This window comes from Actinomyces bowdenii (assembly GCF_017592395.1).
GTDB lineage: Bacteria > Actinomycetota > Actinomycetes > Actinomycetales > Actinomycetaceae > Actinomyces > Actinomyces bowdenii.
This window is the reverse complement of record NZ_JAGFOU010000005.1, coordinates 107,535-129,048: the sequence shown is the minus strand read 5'-3', so window position 1 is coordinate 129,048 and position 21,514 is coordinate 107,535. Positions and strand designations below refer to the sequence as shown.

At 71.5% G+C, this 21,514-nt stretch carries 20 protein-coding genes and 1 tRNA gene; 14 read left to right on the top strand and 7 right to left on the bottom strand.

What is annotated here, in order from left to right:
* Nucleotides 1-69 precede the first annotated feature (69 nt).
* Nucleotides 70-909, bottom strand: coding sequence for an alpha/beta fold hydrolase (locus J5X07_RS03690; RefSeq protein WP_208478707.1), 840 nt, complete (start codon nt 907-909; stop codon nt 70-72).
* 163 nt (nt 910-1,072) lie between these two features.
* Between J5X07_RS03690 and J5X07_RS03685 the strand changes: the two genes are divergently transcribed.
* Both J5X07_RS03685 and mtnN read left to right on the top strand, forming a co-directional pair.
* The gene (locus J5X07_RS03685; RefSeq protein WP_243896405.1) at nt 1,073-1,567 is read left to right on the top strand and encodes an S-ribosylhomocysteine lyase; all 495 of its coding nucleotides are present in this window, start codon (nt 1,073-1,075) and stop codon (nt 1,565-1,567) included.
* Nucleotides 1,568-2,302: 735 nt separating this feature from the next.
* Nucleotides 2,303-3,031, top strand: coding sequence for a 5'-methylthioadenosine/S-adenosylhomocysteine nucleosidase (gene mtnN / locus J5X07_RS03680; protein WP_208478726.1), 729 nt, complete (start codon nt 2,303-2,305; stop codon nt 3,029-3,031).
* A 309-nt stretch (nt 3,032-3,340) separates the two neighbouring features.
* On the opposite strand, the gene J5X07_RS03675 is transcribed toward mtnN, so the two are convergent.
* Nucleotides 3,341-4,420, bottom strand: coding sequence for a YeiH family protein (locus J5X07_RS03675; protein ID WP_341769395.1), 1,080 nt, complete (start codon nt 4,418-4,420; stop codon nt 3,341-3,343).
* 56 nt (nt 4,421-4,476) lie between these two features.
* Entirely contained in the window at nt 4,477-4,782 is a 306-nt protein-coding gene (locus J5X07_RS03670) for a thiamine-binding protein (protein WP_124933120.1), read from the bottom strand.
* 185 nt (nt 4,783-4,967) lie between these two features.
* Here J5X07_RS03670 and J5X07_RS03665 point away from each other — a divergent pair, with 185 nt between their 5' ends.
* From J5X07_RS03665 to J5X07_RS03650, 4 genes are all read left to right on the top strand, one after another.
* On the top strand, nt 4,968-5,615 hold the full coding sequence (locus tag J5X07_RS03665; protein WP_124933221.1) for a phosphoribosyltransferase: 648 nt from the start codon (nt 4,968-4,970) through the stop codon (nt 5,613-5,615).
* A gap of 31 nt (nt 5,616-5,646) precedes the next feature.
* On the top strand, nt 5,647-6,174 hold the full coding sequence (locus tag J5X07_RS12845) for a VanZ family protein (protein ID WP_243896403.1): 528 nt from the start codon (nt 5,647-5,649) through the stop codon (nt 6,172-6,174).
* A gap of 73 nt (nt 6,175-6,247) precedes the next feature.
* The gene (locus J5X07_RS03655; RefSeq protein ID WP_208478706.1) at nt 6,248-8,608 is read left to right on the top strand and encodes a carbon starvation CstA family protein; all 2,361 of its coding nucleotides are present in this window, start codon (nt 6,248-6,250) and stop codon (nt 8,606-8,608) included.
* Nucleotides 8,608-8,853 (top strand): YbdD/YjiX family protein, encoded by a 246-nt coding sequence (locus J5X07_RS03650; RefSeq protein ID WP_124933123.1) that lies wholly within the window; start codon nt 8,608-8,610, stop codon nt 8,851-8,853. The genes J5X07_RS03655 and J5X07_RS03650 overlap by 1 nt, the downstream gene beginning before the upstream one ends.
* A gap of 160 nt (nt 8,854-9,013) precedes the next feature.
* Here the strand turns inward: J5X07_RS03650 and J5X07_RS03645 are convergent.
* Nucleotides 9,014-9,097 (bottom strand) — tRNA-Leu (locus J5X07_RS03645).
* A gap of 239 nt (nt 9,098-9,336) precedes the next feature.
* Between J5X07_RS03645 and J5X07_RS03640 the strand changes: the two genes are divergently transcribed.
* From J5X07_RS03640 to pknB, 7 genes are read left to right on the top strand one after another with little or no spacing between them, the layout of a single operon-like run.
* Nucleotides 9,337-10,044, top strand: a complete 708-nt coding sequence (locus J5X07_RS03640; RefSeq protein ID WP_124933124.1) for an FhaA domain-containing protein — start codon at nt 9,337-9,339, stop codon at nt 10,042-10,044.
* Entirely contained in the window at nt 10,041-10,505 is a 465-nt protein-coding gene (locus J5X07_RS03635) for an FHA domain-containing protein FhaB/FipA (protein WP_124933125.1), read from the top strand. Before J5X07_RS03640 ends, J5X07_RS03635 begins: the two co-directional genes overlap by 4 nt.
* Nucleotides 10,502-11,944, top strand: a complete 1,443-nt coding sequence (locus J5X07_RS03630) for a PP2C family protein-serine/threonine phosphatase (protein WP_124933126.1) — start codon at nt 10,502-10,504, stop codon at nt 11,942-11,944. Before J5X07_RS03635 ends, J5X07_RS03630 begins: the two co-directional genes overlap by 4 nt.
* A 3-nt stretch (nt 11,945-11,947) precedes the next feature.
* On the top strand, nt 11,948-13,651 hold the full coding sequence (locus J5X07_RS03625) for an FtsW/RodA/SpoVE family cell cycle protein (protein ID WP_124933127.1): 1,704 nt from the start codon (nt 11,948-11,950) through the stop codon (nt 13,649-13,651).
* On the top strand, nt 13,648-15,141 hold the full coding sequence (locus J5X07_RS03620) for a peptidoglycan D,D-transpeptidase FtsI family protein (protein ID WP_124933128.1): 1,494 nt from the start codon (nt 13,648-13,650) through the stop codon (nt 15,139-15,141). The genes J5X07_RS03625 and J5X07_RS03620 overlap by 4 nt, the downstream gene beginning before the upstream one ends.
* Nucleotides 15,138-16,547: a serine/threonine-protein kinase gene (locus J5X07_RS03615; RefSeq protein ID WP_208478705.1), complete on the top strand. Its 1,410-nt coding sequence runs from the start codon at nt 15,138-15,140 to the stop codon at nt 16,545-16,547. Before J5X07_RS03620 ends, J5X07_RS03615 begins: the two co-directional genes overlap by 4 nt.
* The gene (pknB, locus tag J5X07_RS03610) at nt 16,544-18,562 is read left to right on the top strand and encodes a Stk1 family PASTA domain-containing Ser/Thr kinase (protein ID WP_124933130.1); all 2,019 of its coding nucleotides are present in this window, start codon (nt 16,544-16,546) and stop codon (nt 18,560-18,562) included. The genes J5X07_RS03615 and pknB overlap by 4 nt, the downstream gene beginning before the upstream one ends.
* Nucleotides 18,563-18,614: 52 nt before the next feature.
* Here the strand turns inward: pknB and J5X07_RS03605 are convergent, their stop codons facing one another.
* Both J5X07_RS03605 and J5X07_RS03600 read right to left on the bottom strand, forming a co-directional pair.
* Nucleotides 18,615-18,773 carry a hypothetical protein gene (locus J5X07_RS03605; RefSeq protein ID WP_185731985.1) on the bottom strand — a complete coding sequence of 53 codons (159 nt, stop codon included), beginning with the start codon at nt 18,771-18,773 and terminating at the stop codon, nt 18,615-18,617.
* Nucleotides 18,773-19,552 (bottom strand): class E sortase, encoded by a 780-nt coding sequence (locus J5X07_RS03600; RefSeq protein WP_124933131.1) that lies wholly within the window; start codon nt 19,550-19,552, stop codon nt 18,773-18,775. The genes J5X07_RS03605 and J5X07_RS03600 overlap by 1 nt, the downstream gene beginning before the upstream one ends.
* A gap of 196 nt (nt 19,553-19,748) precedes the next feature.
* On the opposite strand from J5X07_RS03600, the gene J5X07_RS12840 reads away from it, so the two are divergent.
* Complete coding sequence (locus tag J5X07_RS12840; RefSeq protein ID WP_341769394.1) at nt 19,749-20,123, top strand: cell division protein CrgA; 375 nt, start codon at nt 19,749-19,751, stop codon at nt 20,121-20,123.
* A 508-nt stretch (nt 20,124-20,631) separates the two neighbouring features.
* Here the strand turns inward: J5X07_RS12840 and J5X07_RS03590 are convergent.
* A complete protein-coding gene (locus tag J5X07_RS03590; protein WP_124933133.1) occupies nt 20,632-21,486 on the bottom strand; it encodes a rhomboid family intramembrane serine protease in 855 nt (284 codons plus the stop codon).
* Nucleotides 21,487-21,514 lie beyond the last annotated feature (28 nt).

Genomic DNA, 21,514 nt, shown 5'->3' with positions numbered 1-21,514 from the left:
GCCTGCTCCCGAGCGCCGTCGGAGGCGGGCCGAAGACGGGCCGCCAGCCGGGCAGTGCGGGGCGGGCGGCTACGGCCGCGACGGCTGCGGGCCCATGCCCTGGCGCTCCAGCCAGCCGTCGACAGCGCTGTAGTAGGCCTGCGGGTCGCTGCGGCGCACCTGGTGCCCGGCGCCCGGGACGAGCACCGTGGCGATGCGCGGGTTGAGGGCGGCGACGCGCTCCAGTCCCGCGGGCCCGACCCTGGCGGAGCCGGGCCGGTCGCCGGTGAGCAGGAGGGCGGGCACCTCCAGGGAGGCTACGGCCTCGGTCCAGGGGACCTCGGGGGCGACGACCCCGCTGAGCAGGAGGGCCGGGTCGCTGCGCTGGGCGGCCCACACCCCGGGCAGCACCTCGGCATCCGGCATGGCCCGGCCCTCCAGGGCCTGGGAGACCGAGGCGGCGGGGTCGGCCGCCTCGGCGGCGCGCGCCCGCTCCCGGGCGGCACCGCGCGCCAGCAGCTCCTCGGGGCTGCGCATGCCGTGGAGGGCCGGGTCCTCCAGGACGATGCCGGCCACCAGATCGGGGCGCTGGACGGCGAGCACCATGGCGGTGGCGGCGCCCATGGAGTGGCCGATGAGGATCGGGCGGGGCGGCGCGCCGCCGGGCGACGCGGGGCGGGCCTGGACGAGCTCCTCCAGGATCTCGATGACGTCGTCGACGAGCACCTGGCCGGCCTGCTGGAGCTGCTCGGCGCTCCAGCGCGGGGACAGGCCGTGGCCGCGGGCGTCGAGCGCGATGACCCGGTAGCCGCGGGCGGCCCAGTGCTCGATGGCCTCGGCCTGGGAGACGGCCGAGCCGGTGATGCCGTGCAGGAGGACCAGGGTGGGGGCGGTCGGTGGGCCGATGGTGATGCGCGCCAGTGAGCTCATGGCGCCCATCCTCCCCCGCCCCCGCCCCGTTGCACATCTTCAGGACCTCTGGGAACAACCCACTGACGTGATCATGCGGGAAAGCGGGGGTTGCGGGCCGATCCGGCGCCTGAAGATGTGCAGCGGGCACATCGATGGCGGGATGAGGCCATAGGGTGGGGCCATGAGCGAGCAGAGCGGGCACTGCGCACCGCGGATGAATGTCGAGTCCTTCAACCTGGACCACACCGCGGTGGTGGCGCCCTACGTGCGGGTCGCGGACCGCAAGGAGCTGCCGGGCGGGGACGTGCTGGTCAAGTACGACATCCGCTTCTGCCAGCCCAACCAGGAGCACTTGGAGATGCCCGCGGTGCACTCCATCGAGCACCTGAGCGCCGAGCTCATGCGCCATCACACCGACCGGCTCATCGACTTCTCCCCCATGGGCTGCCAGACGGGCTTCTACGCCCTGACCCTGGGCCTGGAGCCCGAGGACTTCCTGCCCCTGCTGGAGGCGACCCTCGGGGACATCATGTCGGCCACCGAGGTCCCGGCGGCCAACGAGGTCCAGTGCGGGTGGGGCGCCAACCACTCCCTGGCGGCCGCCCAGGAGGCGGTGGGCGCCTTCCTGGCCCGGCGCGAGCACTGGTCGCAGGTCTTCCCGGCCGAGGCCGGCTGAAGACATGGGCTAGGACCATGACCGACGCAGCACTGGGCACAGGGTTGTCACGTCACGCCACCGCGCTTTGAGGTGCTTCAGCGCATGTGTCATGCCCCACCCGAAGCAGAGACCCCCGAGCCAGCGGAAGATACGGCTCTCAATCTCATTCCCCGTCGTGGCCGAGGACTCCGCGAGGTAGGTGAAGGCCAAGCCGTAGCACCACATCAAGACCACCGTGAGCCCGGCGAGGAGGAACAGGCCGCAGGTCATGAGAACGCGCCACAGGCCACGCATGGCCCTCCACATGCGGCGGCCCCTGGGCCCTGCGAGGGCGGCCCGGAGCCCGGGAAGGCTCTTCGGACCACAGCAAGAGCGCTGACGACGGTGAGCAGATGTCGATCCCATGGTGCCTCCTTGAAGGCGTCGGCGATTCTCCCTTACTTCTCTCTGGGCACACCGCTGCCGAGTCAGCCCCACCACGATGGAGCGCGCACCGTCCTCGCCCTCCTGCACAGCAGTCCTCGGCTCCGGCAGGAGGCGGTGCTCCGTCCTCTCAGCTTCCGGGTCTCTGCGATCACCGCCCGGGTGATCGGCTCCGGAGTCCGCGGCTGTCGCGGGCCGGGCCCCATCGGCCCCGCGCACAACCTCACGGGGAAGCACATCTAGGCTGGGGCCATGAGCATTGAGGACAGCCCTTCGATCCCCTCGACTGCAGGAGCCCGCCACCCTGTGTCCGCCGTCGTCGCCGTGGCCATGGAGGTCGAGGCCCAGCCCTTCCTGGAGGCCCTGCCCCTCATCGAGGAGGGCCCGGCACTGCCGACCTGCACGGGGGCGCGCGCCTGGCGCCTGGCCCTGCCAGCGTCGCCGGCGCCGTCGCCGGACTCCCCGGAGCCGGGCGAGCTGGTTCTGCTGCACACTGGGATCGGCCTGGTGGCGGCCGCCTCCGCCCTGGCCACGGTGCTGACCCGGGTGCACCCGGGCGTGATCATCTCGGCGGGCACCGCCGGGGGGCTCGGCTACGACGTGGAGGTCGGCGACGTGTGCGCCTCACAGGCACTGGCATTCACCGACGCCGATGCCACCGCCTTCGGCTACGCGCGGGGCCAGACGCCGGGGCAGCCTGAGACGTTCCCGGGCGATGCCTCGCTGCTGGAGCGCCTGTCCGCGGTGGGAGCGCAGGCGGTCAGGTCGGCGACGCCGTCCTCGGCGGGCTCGCGCCTGCGCACTGGGCTGATGCTGGCGGGGAACTCCTTCGTCACGGCGGCGAATGTGGCGGACACCCGTGAGGTCTTCCCCAGGGCGCTGAGCACCGATATGGAGTCCACCGCCCTGGCGCAGGTGGCCGCTGGCGCAGAGATCCCCTTCCTGGCAGTGCGCGGAATCTCGGACCTGTGCGGCCCCCAGGCCGGACAGGACTTCCACATCGCCGCCGAGGAGGCCGCCGCCCGCAGCGCCGCCGCCGTCCTGGCCCTCCTGGCCTGAGGCCGGAGCGCCGCCCCAGCCTTGCCGAAGGCCGGGGCAGGCGGGCAGGGGTGGGCCTGCTCAGCTGCTCTCCACGTACCGCAGGCGCGGGCAGCTGCCGGCCACCGATGCCGCCACGCCCACGTGGGCCTGTGCCGGGCGCCGTTAGCAGGGGCCGTTAGCAAGGGGATGCCGCCACGCCCACGTGGGCCTGTGTCAGTACTGTCACCGCTGTCACCGCGCACCTTTCCTTGTCGATCCGCCTTGTGATGCGGATAGTAGATCGGCTGCCCGCAGCCGTCCTGCCTCCCAGCGCGCGCCCCGGCCCGCTCACCCGACCATCACCAGCACGCCCACCAGTGAGACCACTGCGGCGATGGCGGCGGCGCCGGCCCCCAGGCCCAGGGCGGGCAGGCCGGTGCGCGCCAGCCGGCGCAGGTCGACCCCCGCCCCCATGGCGCACATCGCCATGGTCAGCAGCAGGCCGCTGACCGCATCGGCACCGGCGAGCAGCCAGGGCGGGATCACCCCACCAGCCGCGGATCGCAGCATCACCGCCGCCAGGAATCCCAGCATGAACAGGGGCACTACCGGGGTGGCACGGGAGGGGTGCTGGACGGGGGCACCAGCCAGGACGGCACCCACCTCGCTGCGCTCCACCCGCCGCTGCTCCTCGCGCCGTGCCCGACGCCCCTCGACCAGGCCCACCAGCGCCACCAGGGGCGCCAGGAGGACCACCCGGCCGAGCTTGGCCACCACTGCGGCGTCGAGCACCTCCCCGCTGATGGCCCCGGCGGCGGCCGTGACCTGCCCCACCTCGTGGACCGAGGCGCCCACCCACACCCCGGCGGGCACCGCCGGCAGCCCCAGGGCGCCGACCGCCAGGGGCGTCAGGAGGACTGCCAGCGTGCCGAAGAGGGTCACGGTGGCCACCGCCGTCGTCGCGGCCTGCTCGACCTCGTCCCACCGGGCACCCGGGCCGGGGTGCACGACGGCGCTCATCCCGGCCACTGCGGCGGCCCCGCAGATGGCGGTGCCGGTGGCGGTCAGCAGGCAGGTGGCCCGGGCAACCCCCATGAGGCGCCCCAGGCCCAGGGTCCCCAGGAAGACCGTGGCGACGGTCAGGGCGATGACCGCCACGGCCCCCCAGCCCAGGGCCAGGACGGCGCCGATCGACAGCCGCAGGCCCAGCAGCACCACGCCCAGGCGCAGGAGCGTCCTGCCGCTCAGGGCGATCCCCGCCTCGGCGGAGGCGGGGATGAGGCCCGTGTTGCGCAGGGCCATGCCCGCCACGATGGCCAGGAGCATGGCGGACAGCAGCGGCACCTGCCTGCTGATCAAGGTCGAGACCAGGGCGACGGCGGCGCACAGGACCAGGCCCGGCAGCAGGGCGGTGGCACGGTTCCTCACGCCGACCATGGTGGGGGCCGGGCCTGCGGTCGGCAAGTGCAGGCCCTCGGGGCGGCTCACTCCTCGCGCAGGTGCCGCTCGAGGCGCTCGACCTTGGCGCCGAGCTGGCCCTCCCACCCGGGGCGGATGTCGGCCTTGAGCACCAGGGCCACGCGCGGGCTGACCTCGGCCACCGCCTCGCAGGCGGCCTTGACCACCGCCATGCACTCGTCCCACCCGCCCTCGATGGTGGTGAACATCGACGTCGTCTCGTGAGGCAGGCCCGAGTCGCGCACCACGCGCACGGCGCGGGCCACGGCCCGGCTCACCGAGCCATCAGGCGCATCGGAGGTCGTGGGGGACACGGAGAAGGCGACCAGCATGCCGCGATGCTAGCCGCTGCACATCTTCAGCGCCCATGCCCCCTGCCGAGGCCGACTTTCCCGCATGATCCCGTCGTTGCCCGGCCTGAAGATGTGCAACAGACCCTCCGCTGCACATCTTCAACGCCCATGGCCCCTGCCGAGGCCGACTTTCCCGCATGATCCGGTCAACGCTCCGATCGAAGATGTGCAGCGGGGGCGCCGCGCCCCGTTACGATGGCGGCGTGACCGCAGCTGAGGACCCCACCGCCCCCACCCCGGCCTTCGACGGCGCGTCCGGCGCCGCGGAACCGGACCGCGAGAACCTCACCTGGGAGCTCTTCGGCACGGCCGAGCGCGAGCTCGCCGCCCAGATCGTCGCCTCGGGCTGGATGCCCGATCTCATCATCGCCATCGCCCGCGGGGGCCTCATCCCCGCCGGCGCCATCGGCTACGCCCTGGGCATCAAGGCCATGGGCACCATGAACGTGGAGTTCTACACCGGGGTGGGCCAGACGCTGCCCGAGCCCCAACTGCTGCCCCCCTTCATGGACGGCTCGTCGCTCGGCGGCCGCCGGGTCCTGGTGGTCGACGACGTCGCCGACTCGGGCAAGACCCTCAAGCTGGTCATGGAGCTGCTCGCCCACGAGGGCCTGAGCCTGGGCGGCCCGCCGGTCCAGGTCGAGGCCCGCAGCGCCGTCATCTACCGCAAGCCCAGGTCGGTCTTCATGCCCGACTACTGCTGGAAGGTCACCGACCAGTGGATCAACTTCCCCTGGTCGGTCCTGCCGGTCATCACCCCGCAGTCCCTGGGGGACTTCGGGCTGGAGCCGCCCGCCGGGGCCGATCGGTGACCATGCCCGCGGGCCCGCAGCACCCGTGGTGATGGGCCCGGGGCATGACCCCCGCACCGCCCGCGCCCCCCGCCACCGCCGGGGCTGCGATCCCGCTGCGGCGGCACCCCGGCACCAGTGGGTCGCGCGCCTCGCCGCGCTGGTCGCCCTGGGCGCCGTGGCCCTGGCCGTCCTGTGGCCCTCGGGCCAGCATGTGAGCAGCGCCAAGGATGCGATCGGGCCCTGGTTCCTGGGGCCGGAGGACAAGGACCTCGTCCTCAACCTGGTGATGCTCCTGCCATTGACCCTCTGCGCCTGCCTGGGATGGCCCCGCATCCCCTGGTGGGCGTGGGCGCTGGCGGGCTGCGCCCTGGGCGCCTCGGCGGAACTGGCCCAGTGGCTCCTGCCCGGCCTCGACCGCCGCCCCCTTGTGGCCAATGTCCTGGAGAACTCGGCCGGGGCCTGCACGGGCGCGATCCTGGCCGCCGTCCTCCTGGCCCGGCAGGGCTCCGGGACGCGGCTGAAACGGCAGCGGCAACACGCGCGCATCACCGGCCCGCAGTGCTTCCCCCGGGTCTGACCAGGATTTAACCTGGAAAGGTCATCGGGCCGCACCCGGGCCCGCCGCTTCTCGACATGGGATCGGAGCAATGATGCCCCACTCACCTTCCACCCTGCCCACCTACACCTCCGAGGAGGAGGCGCGGATCATCCGGAACAAGGACGGCGTTCCCGTGGGGGTGCGGCCCGACAACCGGTGGACCCCCCGGAGGATCGCCGCCTGGGCGGTCATCACCGCGCTCGGGGTCCTGGGGTGGTGGATGCTCGCGGTCGCCCGCGGGGAGCAGGTCAACACCATCTGGTTCATCGTCACCTCGGTGTGCACCTACGCGATCGGCTACCGGTTCTACGCCCTCTACGTCCAGCGCCGGATCATGCGCCCGGACGACACCAACGCCACCCCCGCCGAGCGCATCAACAACGGCCGGGACTTCGACCCGACCCACCGCGTGGTCCTCTACGGCCACCACTTCGCGGCCATCGCCGGGGCCGGCCCGCTGGTGGGCCCGGTCCTGGCCGCCCAGATGGGCTACCTGCCCGGCACCCTGTGGATCATCCTGGGCGTGCTGGTGGCCGGCGCGGTCCAGGACATGCTCGTCCTGTTCTTCTCCATGCGCCGCGGAGGACGGTCCCTGGGCCAGATGGCCACCGATGAGATCGGGGCCATCGGCGGGACGATCGCCACGGTGGTTGTCTTCGTCATGCTCATGATCGTCCTGGCGGTCCTGGCCATGGTGTGCGTCAATGCCCTGGCGGAGTCCCCCTGGGGCGTGTTCTCCGTGGGCATGACCATCCCGATCGCCGTCGGCATGGGCCTGTGGCTGCGCTACGTCCAGCCCGGGAGCATCACCCAGGTCTCGGTGGCCGGCTGCGCCCTGCTCATCGCCGTCATCATCGGGGGCCGCTGGGTGGCGGAGTCCTCCCTGGGCGAGTACCTGCACCTGTCCCCCACCACCCTGGTGTGGGCGATGATCGTCTACGGCTTCCTGGCCGCGGTCCTGCCGGTGTGGGTGCTGCTGACCCCGCGCGACTACCTGTCGACCTTCATGAAGGTGGGCACGATCCTCATCCTGGCGGCCGGCATCATCATCGTGCGCCCCGTGGTGGAGATGGCGGCGGTCTCCGAGTTCGCCTCCAACACCGCCGGCCCGGTCTTCGCCGGCACTCTCTTCCCCTTCCTGTTCATCACCATCGCCTGCGGCGCCCTGTCGGGCATGCACGCCATGGTCTCCTCGGGCACCAGCCCCAAGATGGTGGAGAAGGAGAGCCAGGTGCGCATGATCGGCTACGCCGGAATGCTCATGGAGTCCTTCGTGGCGATCATGGCCCTGGCCGCGGCGGTCTCCCTGAGCCCGGGCATCTACTTCTCCATGAACACCTCCGCGGCCACCATGAACACCCTGGCCGGGCCCGAGGTCGTCGCCTCGGCCCCCAACCGGGAGGAGGTGGCCGCTGCCGCGATCGGCAACCTGGAGGTCACCGACGCCCACGGCCAGCGCCTCGTGCCCACCTGGGACTCCTGGGACGACGACGGCAATGAGAAGACCTACACCGGCGCCCAGGCCCTGGAGCAGGTCGCCAAGGACGTCGGCGAGCCCTCCGTGGTCTCGCGCACCGGCGGCGCGCCCACCCTGAGCGTGGGCATGGCCCACATCCTCCACCAGATCGGCGGGGGCCGGGCCATGATGGGCTTCTGGTACCACTTCGCCATCATGTTCGAGGCCCTGTTCATCCTCTCGGCGGTCGACGCCGTCACCCGTGTGGCGCGCTTCCAGCTCTCCGATGCCCTGGGCAACGTCTTCCCCAGGTTCAAGGACCCCTCCTGGAAGGCGGGGGCCTGGAGCACCACCGGGGTGGTGGTGGCCGCCTGGGGCTCCCTGCTGCTCATGGGCGTGACCGACCCGCGCGGCGGCATCCAGACCCTCTACCCGCTGTTCGGCATCGCCAACCAGCTCATCGCGGCGGTGGCGCTGCTCGTGGTCACTGTCATGGTGGTGCGCAAGGGCTACCTGCGCTGGGCGTGGATCCCCCTGGTACCGCTGGTCTTCGACACGGTGGTGACCTTCACCGCGTCCTGGCAGAAGATCTTCTCCACCGATCCGCGCGTGGGCTACTTCCAGCAGTGGAGGGACGCCAAGAGGCTGCTGCCCACGCTCACCGATCCGGCCAGGATCGAGGAGACCCGGGCGATCATCCGCAACACGATGATCCAGGGCACACTGTCGGTGGTCTTCCTGGTCATGGTGGCCCTCGTCATGGCCTGCGCGCTCCTGCGCGTCATCAGGACGATCACCGCCGGGGACACGACGACCTCGGAGGACCCCTACCAGGAGTCCAACTTCTACGCCCCCGAGACGATGATCGCCTCCCCGCTGATGAAGAAGGTCGCCAAGGAGTACGAGCAGGTCGGGGATCCCGCTCTCATCGCCGGCGGCTCCCACGGGGGTCACTGATGGGCGCCGGCAGGAGCGGGGGCGGGGCCCGCCGGGCACCGGCCCCCTTCCCGCCCCCGGCGCTGACCCGCTCCCTGCACCGGGCCCGGGCCCTGTGGCGTGACATGACGGGGGAATCCGCCTATGAGCGCTACCTGGCCCGTCACGCCCGCGAGCATCCGGACCACGAGCCCATGAGCGCCCGGGAGTTCTGGCGCGCCCGCGACCGGCTCGCCGAGACCAGCGTGTCGACGGGCTGCTGCTGAGCGCAGTGGCGCCGCGCGGCTCACCGCGCCGCCCGTGGGCGGCGCGGTGAGCCGGGCGGGCCGCGGGCATGCCCGATGGCCCAGACACCCGATGGCCGGACATGATCAGGGGCCCGAGCCGTACGGCTCGGGCCCCTGATCAGCACCGTGTGGCGCGACGTGCGCGAGGGGGGACTCGAACCCCCATGATCGTTAGATCACACGGACCTGAACCGTGCGCGTCTACCAATTCCGCCACTCGCGCGAAGCGAGGATGACATTAGTCCGCCCACCCGCTCCACGTCCAATCCGCTCGCGGTCGACGGGCCGTGAGACCGCTCACGAAGGTTTTCCCCACGCCACTGGCCGGCCGACTTCCCAGCAAGGGCCCCACAACGGTTACGATGGTCATGGTCGAGACCTGTCCGCAGGTCCGGGGAGGCGGGGCAGTCCCGCCTCCCGGCCCACTGGGCCGCCGCTGTCGTACTGGGGGAGGTACTGTCCATGGGTTTCCTGGACAAGTTCGAGAAGGGCGTCGAGAACGTCACGAACCGCGCCATGTCACGGTTCTCCGACGACGTCGAACCCATCGAGATCGCCTCGAAGCTCCGAGAGACCATGGACAAGCGCGCCGCATCCTTCGCACGCGACCGCTCCGTGGTCCCCAACATCTTCCGCATCCACCTGGCCCCCGCCAACATCGAGCGCATCATGGCCTGGGGGCAGGACGAGATGGTCCGCCAGATGGAGGAGGTCGCCACCACGCATGCCGCCGAGCAGGGCTACTCCTTCGTCGGCCCCGTGGAGGTCTCCTTCATCCCCAATGAGACCCCCAACGCGCCGGCCGTGGAGATCGAGTCCTCCACCAGGCGGGGGTCAGCGGCCCCCGCGGCGGCGGCCACGGCCTCTCCGGCGCAGCCGATCGTGGACATCAACGGCCAGCGCTACCTGCTCACCGGCCCGGTCACCGTCATCGGCCGGGGCTCGGAGGCCGACATCATCGTGGATGACTCGGGGGTCTCGCGCCGGCACCTGGAGATCCGCCTGACTCAGGGCAACACCATCGCCACGGATATGGGATCGACCAACGGCACCTTCGTGGAGGGCCAGCGGGTCGACGCCGTCACCCTCGTGGACGGCAACACCCTGACCATCGGCCGCACCCAGATCATGTTCTGGGACGGCACCCAGTCCGTCGGGGCCAACGGGTGAGCGAGCTCGCATTCACGCTCCTGCGACTGGGCTACCTCGCCCTGTTGTGGGTCTTCCTGTTCCTCGTCGTGCGCACCCTGCGCCGAGATGCCGCTGAGCCCTCGACCTCCGCCCCCCGGCGCCGATCGCGCGGCGCCGAGTCCCCCGCCCCGCCCCGGGGAAGGCGCCGCAGCGCCTCCCGGCTGGTCATCACCGAGGGCCCCCTGGCGGGCTCCACCGTCCCCCTGAGCCCGGCCTCGATCATCATCGGCCGCTCCCCCTCCTGCACCCTGGTGCTGGACGACTCCTACGCCTCCTCACGGCACGCCCGCGTCTTCCCCAAGGACGGCGCCTGGTGGCTTGAGGACCTGGGGTCCACCAACGGCACCACCATGGACGGACGCCCTGTTCACGGCGCTGTCGAACTGCCCATGAACATCCCTGTCCGCATCGGACAGACGACGCTGGAACTGCGCTCATGACCATCTCCTTGCGCTTCGCCGCTCGCTCCGACGTCGGCCTCGTGCGCCAGTCCAACCAGGACTCCGGCTACGCGGGCCCTCACCTGTGCATCCTGTGCGACGGCATGGGCGGGCCGGCCGGGGGCGACATCGCCTCCGCCGTCGCCGTGGAGCACCTCATGCCCCTGGATGCCGACTCCCACCAGGCCGGCGAGCTGCTCGGCCTCATGCGCGAGGCCGTCCAGGCCGCCCACGCCGAGCTGGTGTCCCTGTCCTCCCAGGACCCCGAGCTGGCGGGGCTGGGCACCACCTGCATCTCGGTCATGCGCAGCGGCAACAAGCTGGCCATGGTCCATGTGGGCGACTCCCGCGCCTACATGCTGCGCGACGGCACCCTGACCCAGGTGACCACCGACCACACCTTCGTGGAGTACCTCGTCGAGACCGGGCGCCTGACCCGCGACCAGGCCCGCCAGCACCCCCAGCGCTCCGTGCTCCTGCGCGTCCTGGGCGACGCCGAGGGCGACGTCCAGCTCGATGAGTCGATCCGCGAGGCCGTGCCCGGCGACCGCTGGCTGCTGTGCTCCGACGGCCTGAGCGGGCCGGTGACCGCCGAGACCATCGGGGAGGTCCTGGCCTCGGTCTCCGACCCCGGGCAGGCGGCCGACCAGCTGGTCGACCTGGCCCTGAGGGCCGGGGGGCCGGACAATGTCACCGCGGTGGTCTTCGACGTCGTCAAGGATGATCCCGAGCCGCTGACGGACCCGCAGGTGGTCGGCAGTGCCGCCACCGAGCGCCTGGCCCGCGAGCGCGCCGCTGCCGCCGCCCGCTCCCGCCAGCGGGCCAGTGAGGAGGAGGCCGAGGACGACGACGCCCCCGAGCCCTCCACCCCGGCCGCCAAGGCGGCCGCGCTCATGGCCACCCTGGAGGACAAGGGCGAGGCCTCCCCCGCCCGCGACGAGGTGCAGGACGTCATCGCCGCCGCCGAGGCCCAGGAGCGGGCCCGACGGCGCAACCGCAGGCGGGCGATCATCGGCTCCCTGCTGCTGGTGGTGGCCATGGTGGGCGCCGGCGGGCTCTTCTACCGCTGGACGCAGACCCAGTACTACGTCACCACCCTCAACGGCCAGGTGGTCATCTACCAGGGCATCCCCCAGTCCCTGGGACCCATCAAGCTCAGCCATGTGGTGCAGACCTATGACGAGCCCGCGGTGGAGGACCTCAGCCAGCGCATGCGGGACCTGCTCAAGGACAATGTCCACAGCAAGTCCCTGAGCGAGGCCCGCAAGTACGTGGAGGTCACGGTCGCCAACCACGTGGAGCCCGTGCCAGGGCCCTCGGCGCAGCCCTCGGCCCCCACGGCGAGCCCGAGCCCCTCGGTGACGCCAGGGGCATCCCCGGGCCCCGCCTCCTCCCCTCCCAGCCCGACCCCGTCGACCGGCTCGACCCAGGGAGGCTGAGGAATGAGCGCCACCCCGGCCACCACCAGCACCCCCAGCGGGGTCGCGGTGATCCAGCCCGCCGGCACGGCACGCCACTCGGGCCGCTGGGCCGAGGCCGGGCTGCTGGGCATCGCCCTGGTCATCGGCCTGGGCGGCTTCGTGCTCACGGCCCTCAACCGCACGGGCTCCTCCCCCGCCCAGGTCCTCCAGCTCGGCGGGGCCCTGGTGCTCATCGCCCTGATCGTCCACCTGTGGGTGCGCTTCACCGCGCCCTGGGCCGACCCGGTCATCCTGCCCACGGCCGTGGCCCTCAACGGCATCGGCCTGGCCATGATCCAGCGCCTGGACCTGTCCTACGAGCGCACGGGCCAATGGCAGTACTACGTGGGCAACAAGCAGCTGGTGTGGACGGTCATCGGGGTCATCCTCTTCTGCGTGGTGCTGCTCCTGCTGCGCGATCACCGCAGGCTCAGGCGCTGGGACAACTGGGCCATGTGGGTGGGCCTGCTCTTCCTCATCCTGCCCTTCATGCCCTTCCTGGGCAGGGAGATCAACGGCGCCCGGATCTGGATCTCGCTGGGGCCGATGAGCTTCCAGCCCGCTGAGCTGTCCAAAGTGCTGCTGGCGGTCTTCTTCGCCTCCTTCCTGGTCTCCAACCGGGACAACCTGGCCCTGGCCGGGCGCCGCGTGCTGTGGATGAACCTGCCCCGCGCCCGCCACCTCATCCCCCTGCTGGTGGTCTGGGGGGTGAGCATCCTGGTGCTGGTGCTGCAGAAGGACCTGGGCTCCTCGGTGCTGCTCTTCGGGCTGTTCGTGGTGGTGCTGTACGTGGCCACCGACCGCCCCTCCTGGCTGCTCATCGGCGCGGGCCTGTTCCTGCCCGCGGCCTGGCTCGCCGCCACGCACCTGGCCCACGTCCAGCAGCGCATCAACGGCTGGCTCAACGCCATGGACTCCGAGGTCTACAACGCCGGGGGCGGGTCCTGGCAGCTGGTCACGGGCCTGTTCGGCCTGGCCTCCGGGGGGCTGATGGGCACCGGCTGGGGCAAGGGCTACCCGAACCTGGTGACCTTCGCCAACTCCGACTTCATCATCGCCGCACTGGGCGAGGAGCTGGGGCTGACCGGCTCCCTGGCGATCCTGGTGCTCTACCTCATCCTCATCGAGCGGGGCCTGCGCACGGCCATGACCCTGCGCGACGGCTTCGGCAAGCTGCTGGCCACGGGCCTGTCCTTCACCATCGCCCTGCAGGTCTTCGTGGTGGTCGGCGGCGTTACCCGCCTCATCCCCCTGACCGGCCTGACCACTCCGTTCCTGGCCTACGGGGGGTCCTCCCTCATCTCCAACTGGATCATCCTGGCCCTGCTGCTGCGGCTGTCCGACGCCGCCCGGCGCCCGGCCTCCCAGGCCCCCCGGATCATCGACACCGCCGAGCTGCCGGTCTCCCTGCGCAAGCAGGTCCAGAGCGCCGAGGCCGCGGGCCCGGAGGACCCCGAGCCGCAGGACCAGGCCGAGGCCGACCCGTTCTGGGAGAGCCGCCCGGGCCTCCAGGGCCCGCCGGCCCACGGGGGCGATGCGGGCCAGGACTGGGAGGCGGCCAGGCTTCAGGACGCCCAGGAGACTCAGGCGGTCCAGAGCCTGCGCCCCCGGGGCGGGCCCCCGCCCGCGCCGCCGTACCAGGCCCCGCCGCCCACCATCCGGAGCCAGGGGGAGGAGCACACGTGAATCGGCAGATCCATCAGATCACCATCCTGGTCCTGGTGATGTTCCTGTCCCTGTCGCTGTCGCTGACCAGCGTTCAGGGCCTGGCCCGGCCATCCCTGTGGGAGTCCTCCTCCAGCTACGGCACCCTGACCTCGGACTCGCGCAACTCGCGCACCGTCTACGCCGAATTCGGCACCGACCGCGGTCCCATCATCGTGGGCGAGACGGCCATCGCCGACACCCAGGAGTCCGACGACGCCTACACCTACCAGCGCACCTACCCCGGCGGCCCGGTCTACGCGCCGGTGACCGGCTACTTCTCCACGGCCTTCGCCTCGATCACGGGCCTGGAGCGCGCCAGCAACTCGGTGCTCAACGGTGACGACCCCTCCCTGTTCTCCTCCCGGGTCAAGTCCCTCATCACAGGCGGCTCCCAGCGCGGCGGGGCCCTGGAGCTGACCATCGACCCCGAGATCCAGCAGGCCGCCTACGACGCGCTGGAGGGGCGGGAGGGCTCGGTGGTGGCACTGGATCCCTCCACCGGGGCGATCCTGGCGATGGTCTCCACCCCCTCCTACGACCCCAACACCCTGGCCACCCATGACGAGGCCGCGGCGCAGCAGGCCTGGGAGTCCCTGAGCCAGGACTCCTCCAGGCCCTTGACCAACCGCGCCATCAGCGGCGATCTCTACCCGCCGGGCTCCACCTTCAAGATCATCACCACCGCCGCGGCCCTGCGCGCGGGGACGATCACCCCCGACACGGAGGTCTCCGCCCCCGAGACCCTGACCCTGCCGGGCACCGAGCACTCCTTGAGCAACTACGCCGGGGAGAGCTGCGGCAACGGCACCGTGGCCTTCTCCTACGCCTTCAAGGAGTCCTGCAACACCCCCTTCGCCCAGCTGGCCATCGACCTGGGCGAGGAGGCCCTGGCCGAGGAGGCCAAGGCCTGGGGCTTCGGCTCCGAGCTGTCCATCCCCCTGACCGTCACCCCCTCGGTCTACCCGGCCAATGAATCCGAGGCCCAGACCGCCATGGCGGGGATCGGCCAGTCCTCGGTGCGCGCCACGCCGATGATGATGGCGATGGTGGCCGCCACCGTGGCCAATGACGGGACCCAGATGACCCCCCATCTGGTGGCGCGCACCATGGACCCCGACCTCAACGTCGTCGACACGACCTCCCCCACAGTGGCCCGCACCCCCATTGACGAGGCCACCGCGGCCACGCTGACCGATCTCATGGTCCAGACCGTGGAGGACGGCACCGGGCGGACGGCGCATGTGGCTGGAGTCACGGTGGCCGGCAAGACCGGCACCTCCGAGACCGGATCGGATGAGGGCGGGCCGACGACGTGGTTCATCGGCTTCGCCGGCACCGACATCAGCGATCCCGACATCGCCCTGGCCGTCGTCCTCGACGGCGGGGCCAACACGGCCGACAACGCGACCGGCGGCTCCCTGGCCGGGCCCATCGCGCTGAGTGTCATCGACGCGGCGGTGGATCAGTGAGACCTGCTGTCGGCCTGGAGGTCCAGGGGCGCTACCAGCTCGTGGAGCGCATCGCCCTGGGCGGGATGGGTGAGGTCTGGCGCGCCAGCGACCTGCGCTCGGGGCGGGCCGTGGCGGTCAAGATCCTGCGCCCCGAGCTCGCCGGCGACGAGATCTTCCTGTCCCGCCTGCGCGCCGAGGCCACCAACTCCCGCGGCCTGCGCCACCCCAATCTCGCCGTCGTCCTGGACTCCGGGGAGAAGGAGGGGACCGGCTGGATCGTCATGGAGCTGGTCCAGGGCCGCGCCCTGTCCGACATCATCAGCGAGAAGGGGACCCTCACCCCCGCCGAGATCCTGCCGATCCTGGCCCAGGTGGCCAGGGCCCTCCAGGTCGTCCACGACTCCGGGGTCGTCCACCGCGACGTCAAGCCCTCCAACATCCTCATCAACCGGGAGGGCCTGGCCAAGCTCACCGATTTCGGGATCTCCACGGGCCTCAACCAGCGCCCGCTGACCGCCTCGGGCATGGTCATGGGCACCGCCCAGTACCTGGCCCCCGAGCAGGCCATGGGCAATATGGCCACTCCTGCCGGAGACCTCTACGGCCTGGGCATCATCGCCTATGAGGCCATGGTGGGCTCCCGCCCCTTCACCGGGGCCACCCAGGTCGATATCGCCTTCGCCCACGTCAACGACGAGATCCCGCCCCTGCCCGAGACGATCCCGGCCCCCGTGCGCGAGCTGGTGCTCCAGCTGCTCGCCAAGAAGCCGGCCGACCGGCCCCCCTCGGCCCGCGACGTCGCCCGCGCCCTGGACCGCCTCGTGGTCAACCTGCCCCACGAGGACTGGGATGCCGGCCGGGCGCCCGGCTGGCAGCCCACCGGGTCGCGTCCCGGCGGCCAGGAGCGCGCCGATGGCCGGGGTCATGGGGAGGACGGGCCCGCTCAGGAGCCCGTCACGCCGGTGCGACCCGCAAGGCGGACCAAGCGCGCCGCACGGCACCGCATGGACGCCGCGGGCTCCCCGGCCCCCGCAGCGGCGCCCGCAGGCCTGGGCGCCCCGACCCCCTCACGATCCGCAGCCCCGTCGTCACCGGGGCCATCGGCGCCCACAGCCCCGCAGGCGCCACGGCGCCGCTCCCGGCGGGCCCGGCCGGTGGAGGCCGCCGCTGGGGAGGCGCCCGCAGCCAGGACGCCCCGACAGGGCGTGGGAGCCCAGGAGGAGCGGGCGGGGTCCGAGACCCCGACCGGCAGCCCCCGGCACGCCTCGGGACGCAGCTTCATGGGCATGCACCTGCCCTCCCTGAGGTTCTTCGGTCTCATCCTCGCTGTGATCACCGTCCTGGCAGGCCTGGGTACGCTTAGTCCAGCGCAAGAGACCATGACGGAGTCGATGGTCGATGTCCCCGTCAAGGAGGTACCGTGACCGGTCAGTTCCCCCAGGTCCTCGCGGGCCGCTACGAGATCCGCGACCTGATCGGGCGTGGTGGCATGGCCGAGGTGCACCTCGGCTATGACACGCGCCTGTCGCGGTGGGTGGCCATCAAGCTCCTGCGCTCCGACATCGCCGGTGACCCGACCTTCCAGGCGCGCTTCCGCAGGGAGGCGCAGTCCGCCGCCGCCCTCAACCACCCGGCCGTCGTCGCCGTCTACGACTCCGGCGAGGAGGAGCTGGCCCAGCCCTCGGGGGCGACCCGCCTGGTGCCCTACATCGTCATGGAGTACGTCGAGGGCCATACGGTGCGCGAGCTGCTCAGCGAGGGGGAGGCGGTCCCGATCACCGAGGCGGTGGAGATCGTCACCGGCGTCCTGGATGCCCTGGAGTACTCCCACCGCGTGGGCATCGTCCACCGCGATATCAAGCCGGGGAACATCATGCTGACCTCCACCGGCGCGGTGAAGGTCATGGACTTCGGCATCGCCCGCGCCATTGAGGACTCCGCCTCCACCGTCACCCAGACCCACACGGTGGTGGGCACCGCCCAGTACCTCTCGCCCGAGCAGGCCCGTGGGGAGAACGTCGACGCCCGCTCCGACCTGTACTCCACCGGCTGCCTCCTCTACGAGCTCCTCACCGGCCAGCCCCCCTTCCAGGGCGACTCGGCGGTGGCCATCGCCTACCAGCATGTCCGGGAGATCCCCAAGCGCCCCTCGGCCCTGGCCGCGGATGTGCCCGAGTCCCTGGACCGGGTGGTGCTCAAGTCCCTGGCCAAGAACCGGGAGGACCGCTACCAGGACGCCTCCCACATGCGCACCGACCTGCTGGCCGCCGCGCGCGGGCTGTCGGTGGAGGCCCCCGCGGCGGAGTCCTGGAACGAGCCGACCTCGGTCATCGCGGCATCCGAGGGCGCCGCGGCCTTCGCCTCGGCCCCCACCGAGGCCCCGGAGGAGCCCGAGGAGCCCCACCGGACCCGCCCCTGGCTGCTGATCCTGCTGTTCCTGCTGGTCATCGGCACGGCCGCCCTGGCCGGGATGTGGGCCTCGGGATACCTGGGTGGGGGCTCGCCGGCCCCCAAGCCCTCCGCCACCACTGCTGCCATCGCCGTGCCCGACGTCACGAATCAGAGCGAGCAGGAGGCCAAGACCGCCATCGAGGACGCGGGCCTGGTCTTCCAGCGCGCCGAGAAGGACGTGTCCGACGACGAGGTCGAGGTGGGCAAGGCCGTCTCCTCGGATCCGGCCGCGGGCACCCAGGTCGCCAAGGGATCCACCGTGACCGTCACCTTCTCGGGCGGCTCGGCGATGGTCTCGGTGCCCGATGTCTCCGGCAAGAGCCAGGATGAGGCACGCACCATCCTCCAGAGCCAGGGCTTGAGCGTCGGCAATGCCACCACGGAGGATCACGCCACCGTCGGCAAGGACTCGGTCATCCGCACCGAGCCGGTCTCGGGCACCTCCGTGCAGCGCGGCTCCACGGTCTCCCTGGTGCTGTCCACCGGGCAGACCGAGGTTCCCGACCTGTCCGGCATGACCCAGGAGGAGGCCCGCTCGGCCCTCAGCGACGCGGGGCTGACCGTGGGCAATGTGACCCAGGAGGAGTCCTCCACCGTCGAGGAGGGCAAGGTGGTCTCCCACAGCCCCAACAAGGGCGGCCAGGTCAAGCAGGGCAGCGAGGTCAACATCGTCATCTCCTCGGGCTCCAGCAAGGTGTCCGTCCCCGACGTGGCGGGCATGAGCCAGGAGGAGGCCGTCAAGGCGCTGCAGGACAAGGGCCTCCAGGTCAGCCCCGAGGGCGATCTGGTTCCCTCCGACTCCGTCGAGGCGGGCAAGGTCGTCTCCTCCAACCCGGCCGCGGGCACCGAGGTCGACAAGGGCAGCACGGTCCGGCTCAAGGTCTCGGCGGGCAAGGGCGGGGCCACGGCCACGCCCTCCGCCACGCCTCAGGCCGGAGGCGTCGGCGGTGGGGAGAACCGCCCCAACAACGGCAACGGGAACAACTGAGCCGGGCTAGGGCCGGTTCACCGGGTCGCCCTCCAGGGCCCCCGCGCCCGCACTACCCGACGTCGGCGTTGCCGGACAGGTCCCAGGTGTCGTTGGCCCAGGGGAAGACGACCTCCATGAGCAGGTAGACGGCGCCGGCCAGGAGGAGGAGCGCCTCAATGGCGCGCAGCCAGGCGGGGCCGGGCAGGTGGCGCCAGATCCACCCGTACATCAGTTGACCTCCGGATCATCGAGCACCGAGGCCGGCCGCCCCTCGGAGCGGTCCATCCAGTAGGAGAACTCGGCGTGGACGATCCAGCGGTGGTCATTGCCGAACTCCCCGGTGGTCAGGCCGTGGCAGGTGGTCAGCGTGATCATCGGCGTGGTCGGCGCCTCCTCGGGGTGCCCGGGCACCGGGGCGATGACCTCGACCTGATCGGGCCGGACGATCTCGTGGCTGGTGACGGTGAAGACGTACCAGGTGTCCGCCGTCGAGACCACGATCTCGTCACCCTCCTGGAGCAGGTCGATGCGGCGGAAGGAGTTGCCGTAGGTGCGCCGGTGCGCGGCGACGGCGAAGTTCCCCGCCTCGCCCAGCTGCTGGGTGTCGGGGTAGTGGCCGGCCGCGGCCTGGTCCAGGACGTCGTGACCCGTGCCCTCGATGATGGGCATGTTGTTGTTGGTCACCCCGTACCACTTGGGGACCACCAGCATGCCGATGGTCTCCCCGTAGCCGACCTCGCCGAGCACCGGCGGGCTGTCGTAGTGCCGCGTGCCCTCCTTCTGGGGCGACTCCACCTGGGTCCTCTGGAAGTCGGTGGTGACCGCCGCGGCGCTGGCCGTGGCGTCCAATCCCGTCCACCACAGCTGCCAGACGAGGAAGAGCGCCACCACCAGGCCAGCGGTGATGAGGATCTCGCCGATGCCGGTCAGCAGGGCGTTGACGGCGCGATTGCCACCGCGCCGCCTTCTCGCGCCGGCACGGTGTCTCACAGGAGCGTTCCCGACCATCAGACCTCTTTCGAGCTTCTCCACCCACTGGCCCCGCCAGTCTACGGTGTCGATCCCCTGGGCCCGTGACGTCGCAGTGGCGGACGAATCACAGAAGCCGCACCCAGGGAACGCCAAGATTTGTTCTAGGCTTGGTCTTCGATATGTTAAGGGCAGCAAGACTGCTTCAGCAGTGATCGCCAGCAAGGAGATCCAGGTGAACCTGAAGAAGAAGCTCCGGAAGGGGGCCGAGGAGGCCTCGGGGCGGACATCCAGTCGGCCCAGGCACTCGGGCAACCCGGCGAAGGCCGCCAAGGCCCGCGAGGAGGAGTCGCGAGCCGCGGCCAACCGCGTCTCGCGCGTCCCGACCAAGGTCAAGGACACCTCCTCCCCGCGCTGGTACGCCCCGACGGTGGTGGGCATGCTGCTCCTCGGCCTGCTGTGGGTGGTGACCACCTACCTGTTCCAGGGCAGGTACCCCATCCCCTACTTCGTGGAGAACCACAGCACGGACTGGCTCATCAACGGCAACCTCTACCTCGGCTTCGCCATCCTCATGATCGGCTTCCTCGGACTGCTGCGCTGGAAGTAGGCCCTGAGCGCCCCTCCTCCCACGGCGCCGCCACCGGCCCCACCCTCCTGAAGGACCCCCGGACTCACCGGGGGTCCTTCCTTCGTCGGCGCTGCCCCGGGGCGCGCCCCGGACGCGCCCCGGGCCCCGCCCGGGAACGCGCCACGCGCCATCCGCCCTGGTCAGGCGTCATCAGCATGAGCGGTGGGGAGCGCCATCGAGGAGGTCGGGGCCTGCGAGCCCGTGCCCCCCGCCTCGACCACAGCCCACTGTGGATTGGTGGACAGACCCGTCCCCACGACCAACAAGGACTTTCCCCAGGTGTGGACAGGCCTGTGGAAAACTACAGCGGTGTGTTTCCACACCTGTGTCCACAGATGTGGAGGAAGCACAGCCGTGTGATTCCCTCTCACCATCCTGATGATTCCTGACAGATTGCTGATCGGCCGCCTGCACCCGCAGGGGTGCAGGCGGCCGATGAGCGCGTCCCATGCCGCTGGCCCGCAGTCAGCGACCCGGGCCGGGCGCCTCAGACCAGGAGGGCCCTGAGCGCGATGAGCACCAGGAGCAGGAGTCCCACACCCGCCGTGCCCATGAGGCCCACGGCCTGGCGGCGCTCACGGGGGGCCCAGGCGTAGATCGCCGCGAGGGCGCCGCCGGCCAGGAGTCCGCCCAGATGTCCCTGCCAGGAGATGTTCGCCCCCACCACCGAGATGACCGCGTTGAGGACGAGCAGCAGGACGATCTGGGTGGTGTCCCGGCCGAAGCGCCGCTGGACGAGGAACATGGTGGCGAAGAGCCCGAAGACGGCGCCCGAGGCGCCCACGGTGACGGTCCACCAGGAGGGCGTCCCGGGGGATGCCAGCCAGTAGATCGCCGTCGAGCCGCCCAGGGCGCTGATCAGGCACAGGGCCACGAAGCGCCAGCGTCCCAGCAGGGGCTCCAGGACGGTGCCCAGCACCCACAGGGCCCACATGTTGAAGGCCAGGTGCATGAGGCTGGCGTGGAGGAGGGCGGTGGTCACGAAGCGCCAGGGCTCGGCCACGGCCACCACCGGGGCGAAGCCCAGGGCCAGGGTCAGGGAGGGCAGGAAGAACTGCAGGGCGTAGACCAGCAGGCAGGCGCCGATGAGCGCCTTGGTGGCCAGGGCATCGGCCACTGGCCTGCCGCCCAGAGCGGTGCGCGCGCCCCGCCGCTGGCTGGAGGCCCTGCGGGCGCAGTCCACGCAGTGGATGCCCACGGCGCCCGGCACCTGGCATGCGGGGCAGGTGGGCCGCTCGCAGCGCTGGCAGCGAACATAGGCCACGGTGCCGGGATGGCGCGGGCACACCGGCACTCCGGCCCCCTCCGGTGAGGGGGCGGCGGGGTGGTTCAGGTCTGTCATGGGGGGTCCTGTTCGCGAGTGGTGGGGC

What these genes read in the sequence shown, in the direction of transcription:
- mtnN (WP_208478726.1), top strand. Translation starts at nt 2,303, where the DNA reads ATGGAGGTCGAGGCCCAGCCCTTCCTGGAGGCCCTGCCCCTCATCGAG.
- J5X07_RS03590 (WP_124933133.1), bottom strand. Translation starts at nt 21,486, where the DNA reads ATGACAGACCTGAACCACCCCGCCGCCCCCTCACCGGAGGGGGCCGGA.
- J5X07_RS03670 (WP_124933120.1), bottom strand. Translation starts at nt 4,782, where the DNA reads ATGCTGGTCGCCTTCTCCGTGTCCCCCACGACCTCCGATGCGCCTGAT.
- J5X07_RS03630 (WP_124933126.1), top strand. Translation starts at nt 10,502, where the DNA reads ATGACCATCTCCTTGCGCTTCGCCGCTCGCTCCGACGTCGGCCTCGTG.
- J5X07_RS03650 (WP_124933123.1), top strand. Translation starts at nt 8,608, where the DNA reads ATGGGCGCCGGCAGGAGCGGGGGCGGGGCCCGCCGGGCACCGGCCCCC.
- J5X07_RS03655 (WP_208478706.1), top strand. Translation starts at nt 6,248, where the DNA reads ATGCCCCACTCACCTTCCACCCTGCCCACCTACACCTCCGAGGAGGAG.
- J5X07_RS03605 (WP_185731985.1), bottom strand. Translation starts at nt 18,773, where the DNA reads ATGTACGGGTGGATCTGGCGCCACCTGCCCGGCCCCGCCTGGCTGCGC.
- J5X07_RS03625 (WP_124933127.1), top strand. Translation starts at nt 11,948, where the DNA reads ATGAGCGCCACCCCGGCCACCACCAGCACCCCCAGCGGGGTCGCGGTG.
- J5X07_RS12845 (WP_243896403.1), top strand. Translation starts at nt 5,647, where the DNA reads ATGGGCCCGGGGCATGACCCCCGCACCGCCCGCGCCCCCCGCCACCGC.
- J5X07_RS03640 (WP_124933124.1), top strand. Translation starts at nt 9,337, where the DNA reads ATGGGTTTCCTGGACAAGTTCGAGAAGGGCGTCGAGAACGTCACGAAC.
- J5X07_RS03690 (WP_208478707.1), bottom strand. Translation starts at nt 909, where the DNA reads ATGAGCTCACTGGCGCGCATCACCATCGGCCCACCGACCGCCCCCACC.
- J5X07_RS03665 (WP_124933221.1), top strand. Translation starts at nt 4,968, where the DNA reads ATGTGCAGCGGGGGCGCCGCGCCCCGTTACGATGGCGGCGTGACCGCA.
- J5X07_RS03685 (WP_243896405.1), top strand. Translation starts at nt 1,073, where the DNA reads ATGAGCGAGCAGAGCGGGCACTGCGCACCGCGGATGAATGTCGAGTCC.
- J5X07_RS03600 (WP_124933131.1), bottom strand. Translation starts at nt 19,552, where the DNA reads ATGGTCGGGAACGCTCCTGTGAGACACCGTGCCGGCGCGAGAAGGCGG.